Source organism: Frateuria flava, assembly GCF_017837635.1.
GTDB classification, from domain to species: Bacteria; Pseudomonadota; Gammaproteobacteria; order Xanthomonadales; family Rhodanobacteraceae; genus Frateuria_A; species Frateuria_A flava.
This window is the reverse complement of the sequence record NZ_JAGJRS010000009.1, coordinates 49182-65413: the sequence shown is the minus strand read 5'-3', so window position 1 is coordinate 65413 and position 16232 is coordinate 49182. Positions and strand designations below refer to the sequence as shown.

Annotated in this window: 17 protein-coding genes; 9 read left to right on the top strand and 8 right to left on the bottom strand. The window is 68.6% G+C overall.

What is annotated here, in order from left to right; translation table 11 throughout:
• The first annotated feature begins 305 nt into the window (after positions 1–305).
• The 7 genes from J7I44_RS04105 (at position 306) to J7I44_RS04075 (ending at position 6355) form a co-directional block, all read left to right on the top strand.
• On the top strand, positions 306–1262 hold the full coding sequence (locus J7I44_RS04105; protein WP_209616226.1) for an acetyl-CoA carboxylase carboxyltransferase subunit alpha: 957 nt from the start codon (positions 306–308) through the stop codon (positions 1260–1262).
• Positions 1263–1277: 15 nt separating this feature from the next.
• A complete protein-coding gene (locus J7I44_RS04100; protein WP_209616224.1) occupies positions 1278–1655 on the top strand; it encodes a VOC family protein in 378 nt (125 codons plus the stop codon).
• Between the two features lie 59 nt (positions 1656–1714).
• Positions 1715–2941, top strand: a complete 1227-nt coding sequence (locus tag J7I44_RS04095) for a YbbN family protein (RefSeq protein ID WP_209616222.1) — start codon at positions 1715–1717, stop codon at positions 2939–2941.
• Positions 2942–2968: 27 nt separating this feature from the next.
• Positions 2969–3724, top strand: coding sequence for an NYN domain-containing protein (locus tag J7I44_RS04090; RefSeq protein ID WP_209616220.1), 756 nt, complete (start codon positions 2969–2971; stop codon positions 3722–3724).
• Entirely contained in the window at positions 3717–5021 is a 1305-nt protein-coding gene (tilS, locus tag J7I44_RS04085) for a tRNA lysidine(34) synthetase TilS (protein ID WP_209616216.1), read from the top strand. The genes J7I44_RS04090 and tilS overlap by 8 nt, the downstream gene beginning before the upstream one ends.
• A 181-nt stretch (positions 5022–5202) precedes the next feature.
• Positions 5203–5460 carry an exodeoxyribonuclease VII small subunit gene (locus tag J7I44_RS04080; RefSeq protein WP_209616213.1) on the top strand — a complete coding sequence of 86 codons (258 nt, stop codon included), beginning with the start codon at positions 5203–5205 and terminating at the stop codon, positions 5458–5460.
• Positions 5420–6355, top strand: coding sequence for a polyprenyl synthetase family protein (locus J7I44_RS04075; protein WP_209616210.1), 936 nt, complete (start codon positions 5420–5422; stop codon positions 6353–6355). Before J7I44_RS04080 ends, J7I44_RS04075 begins: the two co-directional genes overlap by 41 nt.
• Positions 6356–6479: 124 nt before the next feature.
• Here the strand turns inward: J7I44_RS04075 and J7I44_RS04070 are convergent, their stop codons facing one another.
• Positions 6480–6824: a DUF4870 domain-containing protein gene (locus J7I44_RS04070; protein ID WP_425599739.1), complete on the bottom strand. Its 345-nt coding sequence runs from the start codon at positions 6822–6824 to the stop codon at positions 6480–6482.
• A 205-nt stretch (positions 6825–7029) separates the two neighbouring features.
• On the bottom strand, positions 7030–8382 hold the full coding sequence (pmbA, locus tag J7I44_RS04065) for a metalloprotease PmbA (protein ID WP_209616207.1): 1353 nt from the start codon (positions 8380–8382) through the stop codon (positions 7030–7032).
• 91 nt (positions 8383–8473) lie between these two features.
• On the opposite strand from pmbA, the gene J7I44_RS04060 reads away from it, so the two are divergent.
• A complete protein-coding gene (locus tag J7I44_RS04060) occupies positions 8474–8713 on the top strand; it encodes a DUF1653 domain-containing protein (protein WP_209616204.1) in 240 nt (79 codons plus the stop codon).
• Positions 8710–9273, top strand: coding sequence for a ribosome biogenesis factor YjgA (gene yjgA / locus J7I44_RS04055; protein ID WP_209616202.1), 564 nt, complete (start codon positions 8710–8712; stop codon positions 9271–9273). Before J7I44_RS04060 ends, yjgA begins: the two co-directional genes overlap by 4 nt.
• A 718-nt stretch (positions 9274–9991) precedes the next feature.
• Here yjgA and J7I44_RS04050 read toward each other — a convergent pair.
• From J7I44_RS04050 to J7I44_RS04025, 6 genes are all read right to left on the bottom strand, one after another.
• Positions 9992–11257 (bottom strand): threonine/serine exporter family protein, encoded by a 1266-nt coding sequence (locus tag J7I44_RS04050; RefSeq protein ID WP_209616199.1) that lies wholly within the window; start codon positions 11255–11257, stop codon positions 9992–9994.
• Positions 11254–11703: an NfeD family protein gene (locus tag J7I44_RS04045; RefSeq protein WP_209616180.1), complete on the bottom strand. Its 450-nt coding sequence runs from the start codon at positions 11701–11703 to the stop codon at positions 11254–11256. The genes J7I44_RS04050 and J7I44_RS04045 overlap by 4 nt, the downstream gene beginning before the upstream one ends.
• Positions 11704–11930: 227 nt before the next feature.
• Positions 11931–12872, bottom strand: a complete 942-nt coding sequence (locus J7I44_RS04040) for an SPFH domain-containing protein (protein ID WP_209616177.1) — start codon at positions 12870–12872, stop codon at positions 11931–11933.
• An 85-nt stretch (positions 12873–12957) separates the two neighbouring features.
• Positions 12958–14334 carry a sensor histidine kinase gene (locus J7I44_RS04035; RefSeq protein ID WP_209616174.1) on the bottom strand — a complete coding sequence of 459 codons (1377 nt, stop codon included), beginning with the start codon at positions 14332–14334 and terminating at the stop codon, positions 12958–12960.
• A gap of 22 nt (positions 14335–14356) precedes the next feature.
• Positions 14357–14692: a hypothetical protein gene (locus J7I44_RS04030; protein ID WP_209616171.1), complete on the bottom strand. Its 336-nt coding sequence runs from the start codon at positions 14690–14692 to the stop codon at positions 14357–14359.
• 142 nt (positions 14693–14834) lie between these two features.
• Positions 14835–16175, bottom strand: coding sequence for a sigma-54-dependent transcriptional regulator (locus J7I44_RS04025; RefSeq protein WP_209616153.1), 1341 nt, complete (start codon positions 16173–16175; stop codon positions 14835–14837).
• Positions 16176–16232 lie beyond the last annotated feature (57 nt).

Genomic DNA, 16232 nt, shown 5'->3' with positions numbered 1-16232 from the left:
GCCCTTTTCCCCCTCGGGAGAGGGGTTGGGGAGACGGTCCGGTCAGCGCGAAGAGCCCGCTCCCGCCCGAACCCTCTCCCCCCCTGCGGGCACCCTCTCCCGGAGGGAGAGGGAACCCCAAATGCCCGTTCGCCCTGAGCGTAGGCCCAAAGTGCCGAAGTCGAAGGGTTCCCTCCGCGAAACGGGCCCTTCGACTTCGCTCCGCTACGCGCTCAGGGCGAACGGTGGTTGCCATACGCCCGCGTTCCCGCCTTTCCACCCACCCCGGCTATACTGGCCCGCTCAGCGTCCCGAATCGCCCGCGAATGAACCCCAACTTCCTCGATTTCGAACAACCGCTCGCCGAACTGGAAGCGAAGATCGAAGAACTGCGCCATGCCAGCCACGGCCAGGCCTTCAACATCGACGAGGAAGTTGGCCGCCTGCGCGAAAAGCTCAAGGTCAAGACCGCCGAGATCTTCCGCAACCTCAATTCCTGGCAGGTCACCCAGCTTTCGCGCCATCCGGCGCGGCCCTACACGCTGGACTACATCGGCGTGATTTGCGAAGAATTCCAGGAACTGGCCGGCGACCGCGCCTACGCCGACGACGCCGCCATCGTGGGCGGCCTGGGCCGCATCAATGGCAAGCCGGTCATGATCATCGGCCACCAGAAGGGTCGCGACACCAAGACCAAGGTGCGCCGCAACTTCGGCATGCCGCGCCCGGAGGGCTACCGCAAGGCGCTGCGCCTGATGAAGATGGCCGAGCGCTTCGGGCTGCCCTTGCTGACCTTCATCGACACCCCCGGCGCCTACCCCGGCGTGGGTGCCGAGGAGCGCGGCCAGAGCGAGGCGATCGCCCGCAACCTGCTGGAAATGGCCGACCTGAAGACGCCGATCGTCTGCACCGTGATCGGCGAGGGCGGCTCCGGCGGCGCGCTGGCGATCGGCGTGGGCGATCGCGTGAACATGCTGCAGTATTCGACCTACTCGGTGATTTCGCCCGAAGGCTGCGCCTCGATCCTGTGGAAGAGCCAGGACAAGGCGCGCGACGCCGCCGAAGCGCTGGGCATGACCGCCCCGCGCCTGCACGAGCTCGGCCTGGTCGACAAGGTCATCCGTGAGCCGCTGGGCGGCGCCCATCGCAACCCGCGCTCGATGGCTATTCGCCTCAAGGCCGTGCTGATGAACCAGCTGGACGAATTGGAAGCCGTCGCCGCGCCGGACCTGCTCGAACAGCGCTACCGTCGCCTGCGCGGCTACGGCGCCTACGCCGAATAAACCGTGATGACCGGCGTGCGCAGACTCGCCCATGCGAACCTCCGTGCACCCGAGGCGATGATCGAACGCCTGCGTCACTTTTACATCGACGTAGTCGGCCCGCGCGAAGGCCCCCGGCCGGCGTTCCGCTCCGGCTCGCGCGGCCACTGGCTCTACGCCGGCGACACCGACGTGCTGCACCTGACCATCACCCCTCCGGGTGACGCCTCGCCTGCGCCCACCGGCCACCTGAACCACCTCGCCTTCGCCTGCGCCGACCTCGCCGCCACCCGCGCCCGCCTGGACGCGGCCGGACTGGCCTACGAGGTCGACGAGGTGGACGAGCTGAACCAGGTTCAGCTCTTCCTCACCGACCCCTGCGGCCTGAATATCGAACTCAACTTTCTGCGATAGGCGCGCCATACCATGACTGTGGCGGTATCTTCGGGGCAGGCCCTGCAGGAAGCACGTCCTTGCGATTCTCCCTCGTCATCCGCGCCACTCTGGCGCTCTCTGCCGCCGCTGCCGCGCCTTCGCACGCGGCCAATCCGCCGATCCGTTCACGGGCCGAACTGGAGCGCTATCTGCGCGACACGCCGATCGCGTCCACGCCGCTCGCTCCGCTGCCACCGGCGGCGCGCCGCCGCTTCCTGGCGCGTTTGACGTTTGGCGCGCAGGGCGCCGACATCGACCTGGGCGAGCCGGAGGCCTGGCTCAGCCGCCCAGAGGTTGCGAATCTGTTCGCCTTGTTCGGGCGGCAGGAGCTGGCCGAACGTCTCGATATTGGCCTGACGGCCACCCAGAAGGCCCGCCGCGTCCGGGAGCGCGAAGAGGACGCCCGGCATCGCGGCTGCATCCCGGATCGTTGCCCGGAAAGCGACATCGAACGCCGTTTCGACCGGTTGAGCGCGATCAGCCATGTCTCGCTCCCCGACGCACAGCGGTTTGCCGCCGAAAAGCGCGATTACGATCGCCTGTTCGCCCGCTTCCAGCGCGCCGACCGGTTGCGCGAGCTCAGCGCCCCCGACCTGCGTCTGCTCGTGCGGGCGGTGCGACAAACCCTGTATGTGGCGCCCGATGCCGGGCATGTCGAGCAGTTGCGCGACGACCTGGCCGAGATGCAACGCCGGCGCATGACCGAGGCCGAGGATTTCATCGACCTGTACCGGGCGCAGATCGGCGCCCGCCAGTTCGACCAGGCCGCTGCCCTGCGCCGGCAACACCCGGGCATGGGCGTGCCGGCGCTGCCTGCGTTCAAATCCGACCACGCCACTTTCGCGGGCGTGCCAACGGCGCTCAGCGTCGACATTCGATCCGGCAGCATGCACCGCCAGGCCATGCACCTTGACGGCCCCCTGAGGATCGTCGTCATCGCCGGCTGCCATTTCAGCGAGGACGCGGCGCGTGCCATCGAGGCCGACGCAAGCTTGCGGCCCCTGTTCGCACAGCATTCGATCTGGCTGGCTGCACCCTCCCAGAGGATCGAAGACATCGCCGGCTGGAACCGGGAATTCAGCGACCTACCCATGCACGTTGCCTGGAACCAGGCCGAGTGGTCCATGCTGCCGGACTGGGGCATGCCGACCTATTACGTATTCCGGCACGGGCGTGAGATTGCGCGGTTTTCCGGCTGGCTTGGCATCGCACGGCTGAAGCAAGCGTTGCGCGACGCCGGCGCGATGACCATGCCGCAGCAGTAGGATCGAAGGCCACTATCGGGAGCCGCCATGGCCGACCACGCCAAACTCGCCGTACTGATCGACGCCGACAACGCCCAACCCGGCCTGGCCGAGGGTCTGCTCGCCGAAGTGGCCCGCTACGGCACCGCCCACGTCAAGCGCGCCTACGGCGACTGGACCGACAACCACCTGCGCGGCTGGAAGGACCAGCTGCTGGACCTGTCGATCCAGCCGATCCAGCAATTCGGCTATACCAAGGGCAAGAACGCCACCGACTCGGCGATGATCATCGACGCGATGGACCTGCTTTACACCGGTCGCTTCGACGGCTTTTGCATCGTTTCCAGCGACAGCGACTTCACCCGCCTGGCCGCGCGCATCCGCGAATCGGGCCTGACCGTGTACGGCTTCGGTGAGCGCAAGACGCCCGCGCCGTTCGTCGCCGCCTGCGACCGATTCATCTATACCGACGTGCTCGGCAAACCGGACAGCGACAACGAAAAACCGGCGGAGCTCGCGCCCCGCATGAAGACCCAGGAGCTGCGCAAGGACACCCGACTGGTCAACCTCCTGCGCAACGCGATCGAGGATGCCGCCGACGACACCGGCTGGGCCGGCCTGGGCGCGGTCGGCAGCATGGTCAGCAAGCGCGCGCCGGAGTTCGACTCGCGCAATTGGGGCTATGGCAAGTTGAGTGGCCTCATCGCCGCGATCGGACTGTTCGAGACCGAGGACCGCCAGCACGGCAACGGCAAGCACATCTACGTGCGCAACAACAAGAAGAAACCGGCTGCCCGTGAGTAGCCCACGCACGCTGCCCCAGACGCTGCGCCAGGCCCTCGACGGCCACCCGGACGGCCCGCTGTGCGTGGCTTTCAGCGGCGGACCCGATTCGACGGCCCTGCTGCATGCGCTGGCCGCACTGCCGCCGGCGCGCGCGCGCGGCTTGCGCGCGCTGCACGTGGACCATCGGCTGCATCCTGAAAGCGGCGCCTGGGCCGCCGAGGCCGCCGCTTTTTGTGCTTCGCTTGATATCGACTGCGAGGTGCGCCGGGTCGAGGTCGCGCGTGACGGCGGCGAAGGCCTGGAAGCCGCCGCGCGGCACGCGCGCTACGCGGCGTTCGCCACCGCGTTGCATCCCGGCGAATGGTTGCTGCTCGGCCACCATCGCGACGACCAGGCGGAAACGGTACTGCTCAAACTGCTACGCGGGGCCGGCCCGCAAGGGCTCGGCGGCATGCGCGCGATGCGCCCGCTCGGCCACGGCAGGCTCTGGCGCCCGCTGCTGGAGCTGCCGCGCGAAGTGCTGCGCGCCTACGTTGAAGACCACGAACTGCCCTGCGTCGACGATCCGTCCAATCGCGACACCACCCTTGCGCGCAACCACCTGCGCCACGAGATTCTGCCGCGGCTTCGCCGGCATTGGCCCCACGCGGTCGATTCGATCCTGCACAGTGCAGCACTCTGCCGCGCCGCCGACGAAGCCTTGCGCGCGGATTGGCTCAACGCCTTTGGCGCCGTGCACGACCCCGCCAGCGACAGCCTCGATGCGCAGGCCTGGCTCACCCTCGAACCCGCCCTGCGCGAGCCCCTGCTCGACCACTGGCTGCACGCCAAAGGCCTGCCTGCACCTACGGCCGCCCAGCGGCGGCAGATCGAGCGCCAATGCCATGCCCGAGCGGGCCAGCAGCCCTGCGTGCGCTGGCCGGGGGCCGAGCTGCACATCTGGAAAGGCCGGCTGTGGGCGCTGGCGCCGCGGACACCGGTCGATCGGGACTGGGAGGCGACCTGGCACGGCGCGGCGCTGACCTTGCCCGACGGTGGCCAGTTAGCACTCACGCCGGCCACCCGCCTGGACGCGCCGCTCACCGTGCGCCTGCGCCGGGGCGGCGAACGCATCAAGCCCGCCGGCGACCGGCATACGCGCGAACTGCGCGACCTGTTCCAGCAGGTGGCGCTGCCGCCCTGGCGCCGCGAAGCCTGCCCGCTGCTTTACGTGGAAGACGAACTGGTGGGGGTCGCCGACCTGTGGCAAACGGCACACGGCGCCGCCTTGTTCGATGCCGTGCGCGCACAGCCGCACTGGATACCGGCTGGCTGAGCCAGAACCTGCCCCCTTCCTTCCCGGAAAGGGCGAGCCGCGAGCGCCCACACTTCGCTCCGCCCGAACCCTCACCGGCCAGCCCTTCCCCGCATGCAGGCGCAAAGCGCCGACGTCGAACGGCCTCGCCAGGCCGCGAAAACATTGATTCCAACCCCCTGCTGCGCTAGCGTTGCCGCCCATGGCCAAACCCGCCCCCGCCCCCGCGGAAACCCCGTCCGTCGCCGACTTCGAGCACTCGCTGGACGAGCTCGAACAACTGGTGGCGCGCATGGAGGGCGGCGAGCTGAGCCTGGACGAATCGCTGGCCTCCTTCGAGCGCGGCATCGGCCTCTACCGTCACTGCCAGCAGGCCCTGGACAAGGCCGAGCTGCGCGTGCGCCTGCTGCTCGATCCCGATGCGCCCGACGACGCCGAACCCTTCGAATCCGAATCCTGACGCGCCGCCCCAACTCGGCCCCCGGCTGCTCGCGCTGACCGCGCGCGCCGACGCCGCATTGGCGCGCGTGCTGCCGTCCGAACAGCAGCCGCCGCTGGAGCTGCACCGTGCCATGCGCTACGCCGTGCTGGGCGGCGGCAAGCGGCTGCGGCCTCTGCTGGTCTACGCCGCCGGCCATGCGTTGGGGATGGACGGCAGTGAACTGGACGCGCCCGCCTGCGCGGTCGAACTGATCCACGCCTACTCGCTGGTGCACGACGACCTGCCGGCCATGGACGACGACGCATTGCGCCGGGGGCGGCCGACCTGCCACATCGTCTACGGCGAAGCGATGGCGATCCTCGCCGGCGACGCTCTGCAGGCGCTCGCGTTCGAGATTCTCGCCCACGATCCGCACACCGGCACCGATGCCTCTCGCACACTTCAGATGCTGCGCGTGCTCGGTCGCGCCTGCGGCGCCGAAGGCATGGCCGGCGGCCAGGCGCTGGACCTGACGGCCGTGGGCCGCAAGCTCACCCTGGCGGAGCTCGAACACATGCACGCCTGCAAGACGGGCGCGCTGATCCGCACTGCCGTGCGCTTGGGCGCACTCAGCGCCGGTGCAGACCTCGCAGCGCTCGATACGCTGGACCGTTACGCCGCCGCGGTGGGACTGGCCTTCCAGGTGCGCGACGACATCCTCGACGTGGAGGGCGAATCGGCCGTGATCGGCAAGACTGCCGGCAAGGATGCCGCCGCCGACAAACCGACCTTCCCCTCGATCATCGGCCTGGCGGCCTCGCGTGCGCGGCTTGCGGAATTGACCGCCACCGCGTTGCAGGCGATCGCGCCGTTCGGCGAGCGCGGCGTGCTGCTCGAAGAGCTGGCGCACTACGCCGCCCATCGCGCCCACTGAACGGCACATGGTGGGCTCAAGCCCACCTTACGCGGGGCTTCCGTGGATGGGCTTCAGCCCATCACTCACTCGACAAAAACAAAGGCGGGACCGAGCCCGCCTTCGTCATGCTTCGACCGCGTCCTTACTTAATCAACCGCAGCGTGAACGGGTAACGGTACCGCTCGCCCTCGTTCGCCTTGATCGCGGCAATGATCGTGAACACCAGCCACGCGATACCGATCAGGATGCCGATCGGCACCGTCAGCAAGGCGCCGAAGCCGAAAGTGATCAAGGTCAGCAGCAACAGCGCCACGCCGACGATGGCCAGCGTGATGTTGAAGTTCAACGCCTCCTTGGCCTGATCGTCGACAAAGGGCATCGTGTCCTTCTTGATCAGCCAGATGACCAGCGGCCCGATAAAGCAGCCGAGGCCGGCAAACGCGCCGGTGAGCAATCCGCCGACCAACGCGGAAAGGTGCGCGAACAGCGCCCACTGGCGCTCTTCGTGACTTGGCATGCCGGCCGAATCGAACGGCTCCGGCGGCGGGACCGGCTCGCCCGGAGGCGGCGGGGGCGGGACGACGGAATCGGGTGGAACGCTCATGCCAGGCTCCTCTTTCCTTCGATGACGCCGGCCTGTCGCCGGTGCCGCGATGCTAGCAAAGCCGCGCGGCGAAGCCATAGGCCAAAGGCTACTGGCCGCCGACGGTCATCCGGTCGAGCAGGATCGAGCCGGTCAGGATCTGCGCCCGGCGGTCCACGTCGTTACCTATCGCCACGATGCCGGCGAACATGTCGCGCAGGTTGGCGGCGATGGTGATCTCTTCGACCGGGAAGGCGATCTGCCCGTTCTCGACCCAGAAGCCGGCGGCGCCACGGGAATAGTCGCCGGTGAGCGTACTCACGCCTTGCCCCATCACCTCGGTCACCACCAGCCCGGTACCCATGCGATCGAGCAGCGCGTCGAAGTCGTCCTGGCCGGGCTCGACCAGCAGATTGTGGATGCCGCCCGCGTTGCCGGTCGATTCAAGCCCGAGCTTGCGCGCCGAATAGCTGCCCAGGATGTAGCGCGCCAGCACGCCGTTCTCCACCAGCGCGCTGTCGGTGGTGGCCACGCCCTCGGCGTCGAATGCACCCGAGCCCATGCCGCGCGGCAGGAACGGGCGCTCGACGATGTTCATCCACTCGGGCATCACGCGCTTGCCAGCGTGGTCGAGCAGGAAGCTGGCACGCCGGTAGAGCGCACCGCCGCTCACCGCGCTGACCAGGTGCCCGATCAGCCCGCGCGCGAGCTCGGGCACGAACAGCACCGGGCACTGGCGCGTGCCCAGGCTGCGCGAGTTCAGCCGCGCCAGCGTGCGCTGCGCCGCCTTGTCGCCGAGCGCCTGCGCGCTCATGAAGTCGTCGGCGTCGCGCACCGAGTCGTACCAGTAATCGCGCTGCATGCCGTCGCCCTCGCCGGCGATCAGCGACAGCGAAAGCGCATGGCGCGTGGCGCGCTCGCGCCCGACGAAGCCGTGCGAGTTGGCATACACCGAAAGGGTCTGGCCCGCCTGCACGGCGGCGCCGTCGGAATTGGTGATGCCCGCGTGCGCGCGCCCGGCCGCCTCGATCTGCTGGCCCAGCGCGATCGCCTCGGCCGTATCGACCTGCCACGGGTGCCAAAGATCGAGATCGGGAAAGCGGGTCGCCATGCGCGCCGGGTCGGCCAGCCCCGCGGCGGGGTCGGCCTCGGTGAAGCGCGCGATCGCGCAGGCCTGGTCGATGGTGGCCTGGATCGAGGCGGGATGGAGGTCGGCGGTGCTGGCGGTGCCCTTGCGCTGGCCGAAGTACACGGTCAGCCCGAAGCCGCGGTCGCGCGTATGCTCGACCGTCTCCACCTCGCCCAGGCGCACGTTCACGTTCAGGCCGCTGTCGATGCTTGCCGCCACTTCGGCCGCGCTGGCGCCGGCGGTGCGTGCGCGGCGGATGACATCCTCGGCGAGCTCGGCCAGGCGGTCGAGTTCCTGATGGCTGGTGTCGGCGGACAGGACGGCTGCACTCACGGGGCGTTCCTTCAGGCAGGTAGAATGGGCGGCGAATCACCGCACGACTTCCGGACATGGGGTCGCCCCTGACCGATCAAAAGGAGCGCGCATGCCACCGGTCGCCGGCATCTACCGACACTACAAGGGCCAGCGCTACCGGGTGCTCGGCATCGCCCGCCACAGCGAAACGCTGGAGGAACTGGTCGTGTACCGCGCGCTGTACGGCGAACACGGCCTCTGGGTACGCCCGATGGCGATGTTCGTCGAAACCGTCACGGTCGACGGCGAGCCCGTGCCCCGCTTCGCGCTGGAAACGCCCAGCCCACCCGATCCGATGGAAAGCCCGTGAGTCCCAGCCGCAGCCGCAACCAGACCGAACTCGACGAGCAGGACTACGGTCCCAGCCGTACCCAGCAGCGTCGCGAGGCGCTCGCCGTGCTGGCGCTCGCCAACCAGCTCGTCGAGCTTCCGCCCAGCCGCCTGGCCAAGCTCGACCTGCCCGAGGACGTGCGCGACGAAATCGCCAACGTGCGCCGGATCAGTTCGCACATCGCGCGCAAGCGGCAGCTCGCGTTCCTGGCCAAGAAGATGCGCCGCCATGAAGACGCGGTGTTCGACAGCGTGCGCGCGGAACTGGGCGAGAACCGCGAACGCCAGCGCCAGGAAACCGCGGCCATGCATCGCCTGGAGGCGCTGCGCGATCGCCTGGTCGACGACGACGAGGCTGCCGCCCCACTGATCGCCGAACACCCCTCGGTCGACCGCCAGCACCTGCGCTCGCTCATTCGCCAGGCGCGCAGCGAACGCGCGGCGAACAAGCCGCCGCGTGCCTACCGGGAGATCTTCCAGTTGCTCAAGGAACTGCAGCAGGAAGCAGCGGGCGACGAGGGCGAGGACGTCGAAGACTGAAACACCCGCCCCCTGGCTGATACGCCGAGGCGAGCCCCGCCCCTCACCCCAACCCTCTCCCTGGAGGGGAGAGGGAGCCCGTTCTCCGCAAGCCCTTTCCTCCAAGCCCTTCGCGTCGAAAGCAGTCCTGCCTCACGCCGGAAGCTTTCGCCCAGAATCCAGCCCCGAACTCGAGCTCGCCTCACTCCGCGCTCTGGCTCAGGCTCTGGGTCTGCGCTCTGGCTGCTCTGCGCTCTGGCTCTGCTCCGTGCTCTGCGCTTTGGCTCCTGCTCTGCGCTTTGGCTCCTGCTCTGCGCTTTGGCTCCTGCTCTGCGCTCTGGCTCCTGCTCTGCGCTCTGGCTCCTGCTCTGCGCTCTGGCTCTGCTCTGCGCTCTGGCTCCATTGAAAGGTGCGCGCAGGAAGCGCGCTGCTCTTCCCAAGTCCCCTATGGCGCGGCGGGCGGGTGGCGGATCAGCCCGAAGGGTGGCCGGCAGGACGCCGGCCAGTTTTTCGTCGGGGCAGGAAGCCCCGTCGAAAAACCCCGCCGCCCGCACGCGCACCCGAAGGGCGCGCCATCGGGGTGCCCTTCTCTTTGGTTACTTTCTCTTGGGCAAGCAAGAGAAAGTGACTCGGGCGCCAAAGGCGTCCGAAAGCTCCAAAGCTCTGCGCTCTAAAGCTCTGCGCCCCAAAGCGCTTCGCTCCGAAGGCCCCCACCTCCGAAGCGCCATGCCAAAGACCGCTAGAGCGACCGCCGCGGCGAAACCAGCAGGTCCCCGAACAACAACCCCGCCACCAGCGAAATCAACAGCGTGATCAACAGGATGAAGCTGTCCATCCCCAGCGTCGTGTCGCGCTCGAACAGATAGGACACGCTCTGGAACCCCACGCTGCCCGGCACCAGCAGAATGATCCCCGGCTCGCGCACCACCGCCCCCGGCCGATGCAAATAGCGCGCATACAAATTCGCCATCGCCCCCAGCAACAAGCCGCCGAGAAAGACACCAAACGGCGCTCCAGGCACGGCCTGGGACAACATGCCGCCCCAGCGCGTGGCCAGGTAACCGACCGCCACCGCAACCATCACCACGATCCAGTCGCGCCGGGCCGCCCGAAACAGGATCGCGAACCCCAACGCGCCGACCAAAAGCGACGGCCAGTCCATCCAGCGCGGCAACGGTTGCAACACGAACGTGCCCGCGGTGACGCCGAAGGCCGCGCACAACTGGCTGGCCGCCACGGTACCGAAGGTCAGCTTGAGCAGGGTCGCGATCGAACCGCCCATGCGCGCCATGCCTGAGGTCAGATGCTGGCTGGAGATCTCGCGCACCGCCGTAGTCAGCGACATGCCCGGCACCAGCACGATCAGCGCAGCCAGCACCACCGACTTGATCGCCAGCGGCACCACGAACGCGCTGACCAGGATCGCGCCGGCGGTGGCCACCAGCGCGCAGATCGCATCGCTGGCGGCCGCCAGCCGCGGTCGCGTGGCCGAAAGCACGGTGATCAGGCCGATCAGCAGACCGATCGCACCGGCTACCACCAGGTCAGCCCAGGAGCTGTGCAGGAACAGCGCCGCCACGCTCGCCGCCGACAGGCCGTAGCTGCCGATCACACCGGCCTGCGCCCGCCGCGTTTCCGGCCGGCCCAGTTCGCGCAGCAGGCGAAAACCCTCGCGCAGACCCAGCTCCCCCGCGATGGCACGGTCGGCGATCGCATCGGCCTCGCACAGGCGCGCCAGGTGCATGTCGCCGGGAGGCAACCGCATCACCTGCGTGACCTGCGCCAACCCTTCCTCGGCGCCGGCATCGGCGAAGGAGATGATGATCGCGGTGGGGCTGGACCAGACATCGGCGATGAGCGCCAGCCGCTGCGCCGACGCGGAAATGGCCATCTCCAGGCGCGGTGCCGACGTGCCGTATTGGTGGAGCCGGCGTGCCAGCTCCACCAGAAAGGCGATACGGGTTTCCAGCGGTGCCTGCGCCGCACCGGGGATCAGCCCGCTCATGCGGCCGGTCGTACCTGCAGGGTGTTGCCGTCGACGCTGAGCACCTCGACGGTGGCACCGAGCGGCAGGTCCGGCCCGTTGACCAGCCATTCGCCATCACCCACGCGGGCCTTGCCGCGGCCGTTGACGATCGGCTCGATCAGCACGTAGCGCTGGCCGACCATCTGCGCGCCACGGCGGTTGAGCCGCTCGCTGGCGGCGTCGCCACGCCGGAGCCTGGGCTTGATCGCACGCGCGTAGACCGCGCAGGCGAGGAAGGCGAGCACGGCGAAGGCGATCGCCTGCCCCAGCAGCGACATCCCCGGGAACAGCCAGGCCAGCACACCGGTGGCACCCGCGCCGATGCCGATCCACAGCAGGAAGTAGCCCGGCAGGCCGACCTCCAGCGCAATCAGCAGCAGGGCCAGCAGCCACCAGAGGTGATGAATCGCGAGGGTGGAGAACATGCGGACTCCGGGTTGCGTATGGCGATGGTGTCGCTTGCCACAAGCGGCGGCAAGCGCGTGGCGTGCGGCAAGGTTGCCCCATCCGCCCTTTGGGTACCTTCCCCCGTGAAATGGGGGAAGGATCGGTCATGTTGCGCAAGGGAGGAGCACACCTCCGACCCCGCATCCGGGTCCTTCCCCCGGTTCACTAGGGAAGGTGCCGACAGGCGGATGGGGGAAGCTCCGCCTCAGCGCGGCGGTGGTACCGCCTTCGCCCCCTGCTGCGACAACGACTCCTTCGCCAGCTCGGCGATGCCCGCCAGCGAACCGATGATGCCGGTGGCCTCCATCGGCAGCAGCAGCATCTTCTGGTTGGGCGAATGCGCGATTTCCTTCAGCGCCTCGACGTACTTGTTGGCGACGAAGTAGTTGAGCGCGTTGATGTTGCCGCTGGCGATCGCCTCGGACACCATCCGGGTCGCCTCGGCTTCGGCCTCGGCCAGGCGAATGCGCGCCTCGGCCTCGCGGAAGGCCGCTTCCTTCTTGCCCTCGGCCGCCAGGATCGCGCTCTGCTTCTCGCCGTCGGCCTTGAGGATCGCCGCCTGCTTGAAGCCCTCGGCTTCCAGGATGTTGGAGCGTTTCTCGCGCTCGGCCTTCATCTGCTTGGCCATGGCATCGACCAGGTCGCGCGGCGGCGCGATGTCCTTGATCTCGATGCGGTTGACTTTGACGCCCCACGGGTGGGTGGCCTCGTCGACCACGCGCAGCAGCTGCGCGTTGATGGTGTCGCGCTTGCTCAGGGACTCGTCCAGATCCATCGAGCCCAGCACCGTGCGGATGTTGGTCATCACCAGCGCCAACGACGCCTGCTCCAGGTTGGCCACCTCGTAGGCCGCCTTGGCCGCGTCCAGCACCTGGTAGAACACCACGCCGTCCACGCGCACCACCGCGTTGTCCTTGGTGATGACGTCCTGCGAGGGTACGTCCAGCACCTGCTCCATCATGTTCATCCTGGCGCCGACGGCCTGGTAGAACGGCACCAGAAAATGCAGGCCCGGGCTGAGCGTGCGCGTGTAGCGACCGAAGGTCTCCACGGTCCATTCGTACCCCTGCGGCACGATCCGCACCAGCTTGGCGATCACGATGACCACCAGCAACACCAACACCACGCCGATTATCCAGCTGCCCATGGCCCCCTCCTGTGGTTGAGCGACCAGTATAGGCGCGGGATGCCTGCAGGCGCGTGCCCGCGGGCCGGCGGCCACAGGCGCGCTCCTACGGATTTCTTGCCGGCAGCAGCAGGCTCACCCGCAGGCCGCCTTCCTCGCGGTTGGCCAGCGTGATGCGCCCGCCGTGCGCCTCGGTGATCTCGCGCGCCAGCGCCAGTCCCAGGCCAGTGCCGGAACGCTTGGTCGAGTAGAACGGCAACAGCGCCTGTGCCAGGACCGTCTCGCTCATGCCGGGGCCGCGGTCGGCCACTTCGATGCGCCAGTCGTGGCCGATCAGCGCCAGCGAAAGCGTGACGCCGTCGTCCGGACCTCCGGCCTCGTGCGCGTTCTTGATCAGGTTGATCAATACCTGTTCGACCTGCGCCTTGTCGAACCAGCCCGGCTCGGTCGGCACCGATCCGGCCAACCGGAAACGGCAATGCAGCGCCAGGCTGTCCAGGAAGGCCTGCCAGTCGATCGCCTGCGGTTGCGGGGTGGGCAGCTTGGCGAAGCTGGCGTAGCCGGCGATGAAGCCATGCAGGTGGCGCGCGCGCTCGCCGATGGTGGCGAACACGCCGGGCAGCCGCGCCAGGTCGCCGCGCCGGGCCAGTTCCGCACCCGAATGCGCCAGCGAGGAAATCGGCGCCAGCGAGTTGTTGAGCTCGTGGCTGATCACGCGGATCACCCGCTTCCACGTCGCCACTTCCTGCCGCGACAGCTCACGCGTCATGCGGCGCAGCGAATAGAGCTTGTGCGGCCGCCCCTGCAACCGGAACAGGCGCTGGGACAGATGAAAGGTTTCGTCGGTGCCGTCCATCGGCACGCTGAGCAAGGCATCCTCGCCGCTCTCCACCGCGCGCCGCAGCGCCTCGGGTACATTGAGCAGCAGCTCGCCGAAGTCCAGCCCGTTGAGGCTGCGTCCTTCGTTGAACAGGTGCCGCGCGGCGATGTTGGCGTAGGCGATGCGCCCCTGGGTGTTGGCCAGCACCAGCGACACGGGTGTGTGCTGCACCACGGTGTCGAGCAGCAGCTCGCGCTGCACCAGGTGCTGGCGTTGCTCGCGCAGGGTCTGGCCCAGCGCGTTGTGCATGCGGATCAGCGCACCCAGTTCGTCGCGCCGGTCGGCGGCGATGGAGAAGCTGAAGTCGCCGTCCCGGTAACTCGCCACCGCACCCTCGAGTGCGCGCAACAGGCGGCGGATCGGCGCCATCACCTGCCCGCCCAGCCAGAACGCCAGCGGCAGCAGCACCAGCAAGGTGCCGAGCAGGCCGCCGGAGATGCCGGGCCAGGTGGGCAGGTGAACGCCCAGCCGTGGATCGTGGCGCAGCCACGCCAGCACCTGCGGCAATGGCCATTGGGTCAGGCCGGCGTAGACCAGCGCGCCACTGAGGCTCGCCAGCATCAGCAGTCCGGTCAGCCGGGCCTGCAGCGATCTGAGTTGCATGCGCGGCTCCGGACCGGGCGGATCAGTGGCATGCAGGGTCCATGGGGGTTTGCGGGCAACTGACCGACGGACGGCCGTTGGCGTCCATGTTGCCCATGGTGCCTACCCCAGCCTTGCCCGAATGCGTCTGCGCCGCGTTGCCCGGCAGCCGCGGATCGTGATTGCCGCGTTCCTTGAACTTGAACGGGGAGGCCTTCGCGTCCGTTCCGGGCAATGCATTGGCATCGCGGTAGCTCACCGTGGAGGCCGGCGCCGGCGCAGTCCAGCGGTCGCTGGCGCCGGTGGCGGAGGGCGCCGACTGGGCGTGGGCTGCAGCGGCGGCCAGCAGCGAGGCGAGCACAATGACCTGGATACGCATGGTTCTCTCCTTGGGGACTTTGCGTCGATCATCCCTCGCCCCTGTGATACCGGCAACCGCCAAAATGCACGCCCAGGCGCCGTCGGCCGGGCTTCAGGCCCACCGCCCGGAAGTCGATCGAAGCGGTGGGCGGAAGCACACCCTAGGCATTCGTGGCCAGCCCGTAACGCTCCATGCGCCGGTACAGCGCCTGGCGCGACAGCCCCAGCGATTGCGCGGCCCGGCTGACCACGCCGTCGGCGCGGTGCAGCGCGGTCTCGACCGCTTCCCGACTGGGCTCGTCCAGATTGCGCGCGACCGCCGGCGTGTGCTGCGGCAGGTTGAGCAATGGCGGCGTCACCACCCCGTCGGTTGCCAGCAGCGCGGCGCGTTCGATCGCGTTCTTCAGCTCGCGCACGTTGCCCGGCCACGGATAGCTGACCAGCGCCTCGCGCGCGGCGTCGCCAAGCTCGGCACGGCCGTCGAGGAAATGCTCGGCCAGCGGCACGATGTCGTCGGTGCGCTCGGCCAGCGGCGGCAGGTTCACCTCGATCACGTTCAGGCGGTAATAAAGGTCCTCGCGAAACGTGCCGGCACGCACCATCGCCTTCAGGTCGGCGTTGGTGGCCGACAACACGCGGACCTTGACCTGTCGCGTGCGGCCCGACCCCAGCCGCTCGAACTGCCCGGTCTCCAGCACGCGCAGCAGCTTGACCTGCCCGGGCAGCGGCAGGTTGCCGATCTCGTCCAGGAACAGCGTGCCGCCGTCAGCCAGTTCGAAGCGGCCCTCGCGCGCCTTGTTCGCGCCGGTGTAGGCGCCGGCGTCCGCGCCGAACAGTTCCGCCTCGATCAGTTCGCCCGGCAACGCGCCGCAGTTGACCGCCACGAACGGCCCATTCCGCACCGGCGAGTTCGCATGCACGATGCAGGCGATGCGCTCCTTGCCCGCGCCGTTGGGGCCGGTGATCAGCACCGGCACATGCGAGCGGGCCACCTGGCAGGCCAGTTCCAGCGTCTGCGCCATCGCGTCGGAGGCAAACACGAGCGAGTCCAGCGCATAGGTCTGGCGCAGCACGTCGCGGCGCCGGCGCCGCTCGCGGCGGGTACGGTTGACCTCGCGGGTGGATTCGGAAAGTTCCAGCAGGTTTTCCACCGTGGCCAGCAGCTTGGTGTCGTCCCACGGCTTGGCCACGTAGTCGGCCGCGCCCGCCTTGACCAGCTCCACCGCCGTTTCCAGGTGCGTCCAGGCGGTCAGCAGGATCACCGGCAGGTCGGTGTGGCGCTGGCGGATCGCACGGAACAGCGCCACGCCCTCTTCGCCCGAGGTGGTGTCGGCGGTGAAGTTCATGTCCTGGATCACCACATCGACCAGCTCGCGATCGAGCATCGCCAGGCCGTCCTCGGGCGTCAGCGCGATCAGCGGACGGATGTCGTGCAGCGACAGCAGCAGCGACAGCGCCTCGCCGACGGCGGGGTTGTCGTCAATGATCAGGACGGTACGCATTTTTTTCCTGCACATGTGGGCATGGATGCATCTCCATGCCAAAAGGTTGCCACAGGT

Excerpts from the sequence above, each read along its gene's own strand:
- J7I44_RS04105 (WP_209616226.1), top strand. The coding sequence starts at position 306 with ATGAACCCCAACTTCCTCGATTTCGAACAACCGCTCGCCGAACTGGAA.
- J7I44_RS04050 (WP_209616199.1), bottom strand. The coding sequence starts at position 11,257 with ATGAGCGGGCTGATCCCCGGTGCGGCGCAGGCACCGCTGGAAACCCGT.
- J7I44_RS04045 (WP_209616180.1), bottom strand. The coding sequence starts at position 11,703 with ATGTTCTCCACCCTCGCGATTCATCACCTCTGGTGGCTGCTGGCCCTG.
- J7I44_RS04025 (WP_209616153.1), bottom strand. The coding sequence starts at position 16,175 with ATGCGTACCGTCCTGATCATTGACGACAACCCCGCCGTCGGCGAGGCG.
- J7I44_RS04035 (WP_209616174.1), bottom strand. The coding sequence starts at position 14,334 with ATGCAACTCAGATCGCTGCAGGCCCGGCTGACCGGACTGCTGATGCTG.
- J7I44_RS04060 (WP_209616204.1), top strand. The coding sequence starts at position 8,474 with ATGCCACCGGTCGCCGGCATCTACCGACACTACAAGGGCCAGCGCTAC.
- J7I44_RS04040 (WP_209616177.1), bottom strand. The coding sequence starts at position 12,872 with ATGGGCAGCTGGATAATCGGCGTGGTGTTGGTGTTGCTGGTGGTCATC.
- J7I44_RS04075 (WP_209616210.1), top strand. The coding sequence starts at position 5,420 with ATGCGCCCGACGACGCCGAACCCTTCGAATCCGAATCCTGACGCGCCG.
- J7I44_RS04090 (WP_209616220.1), top strand. The coding sequence starts at position 2,969 with ATGGCCGACCACGCCAAACTCGCCGTACTGATCGACGCCGACAACGCC.
- J7I44_RS04030 (WP_209616171.1), bottom strand. The coding sequence starts at position 14,692 with ATGCGTATCCAGGTCATTGTGCTCGCCTCGCTGCTGGCCGCCGCTGCA.
- J7I44_RS04080 (WP_209616213.1), top strand. The coding sequence starts at position 5,203 with ATGGCCAAACCCGCCCCCGCCCCCGCGGAAACCCCGTCCGTCGCCGAC.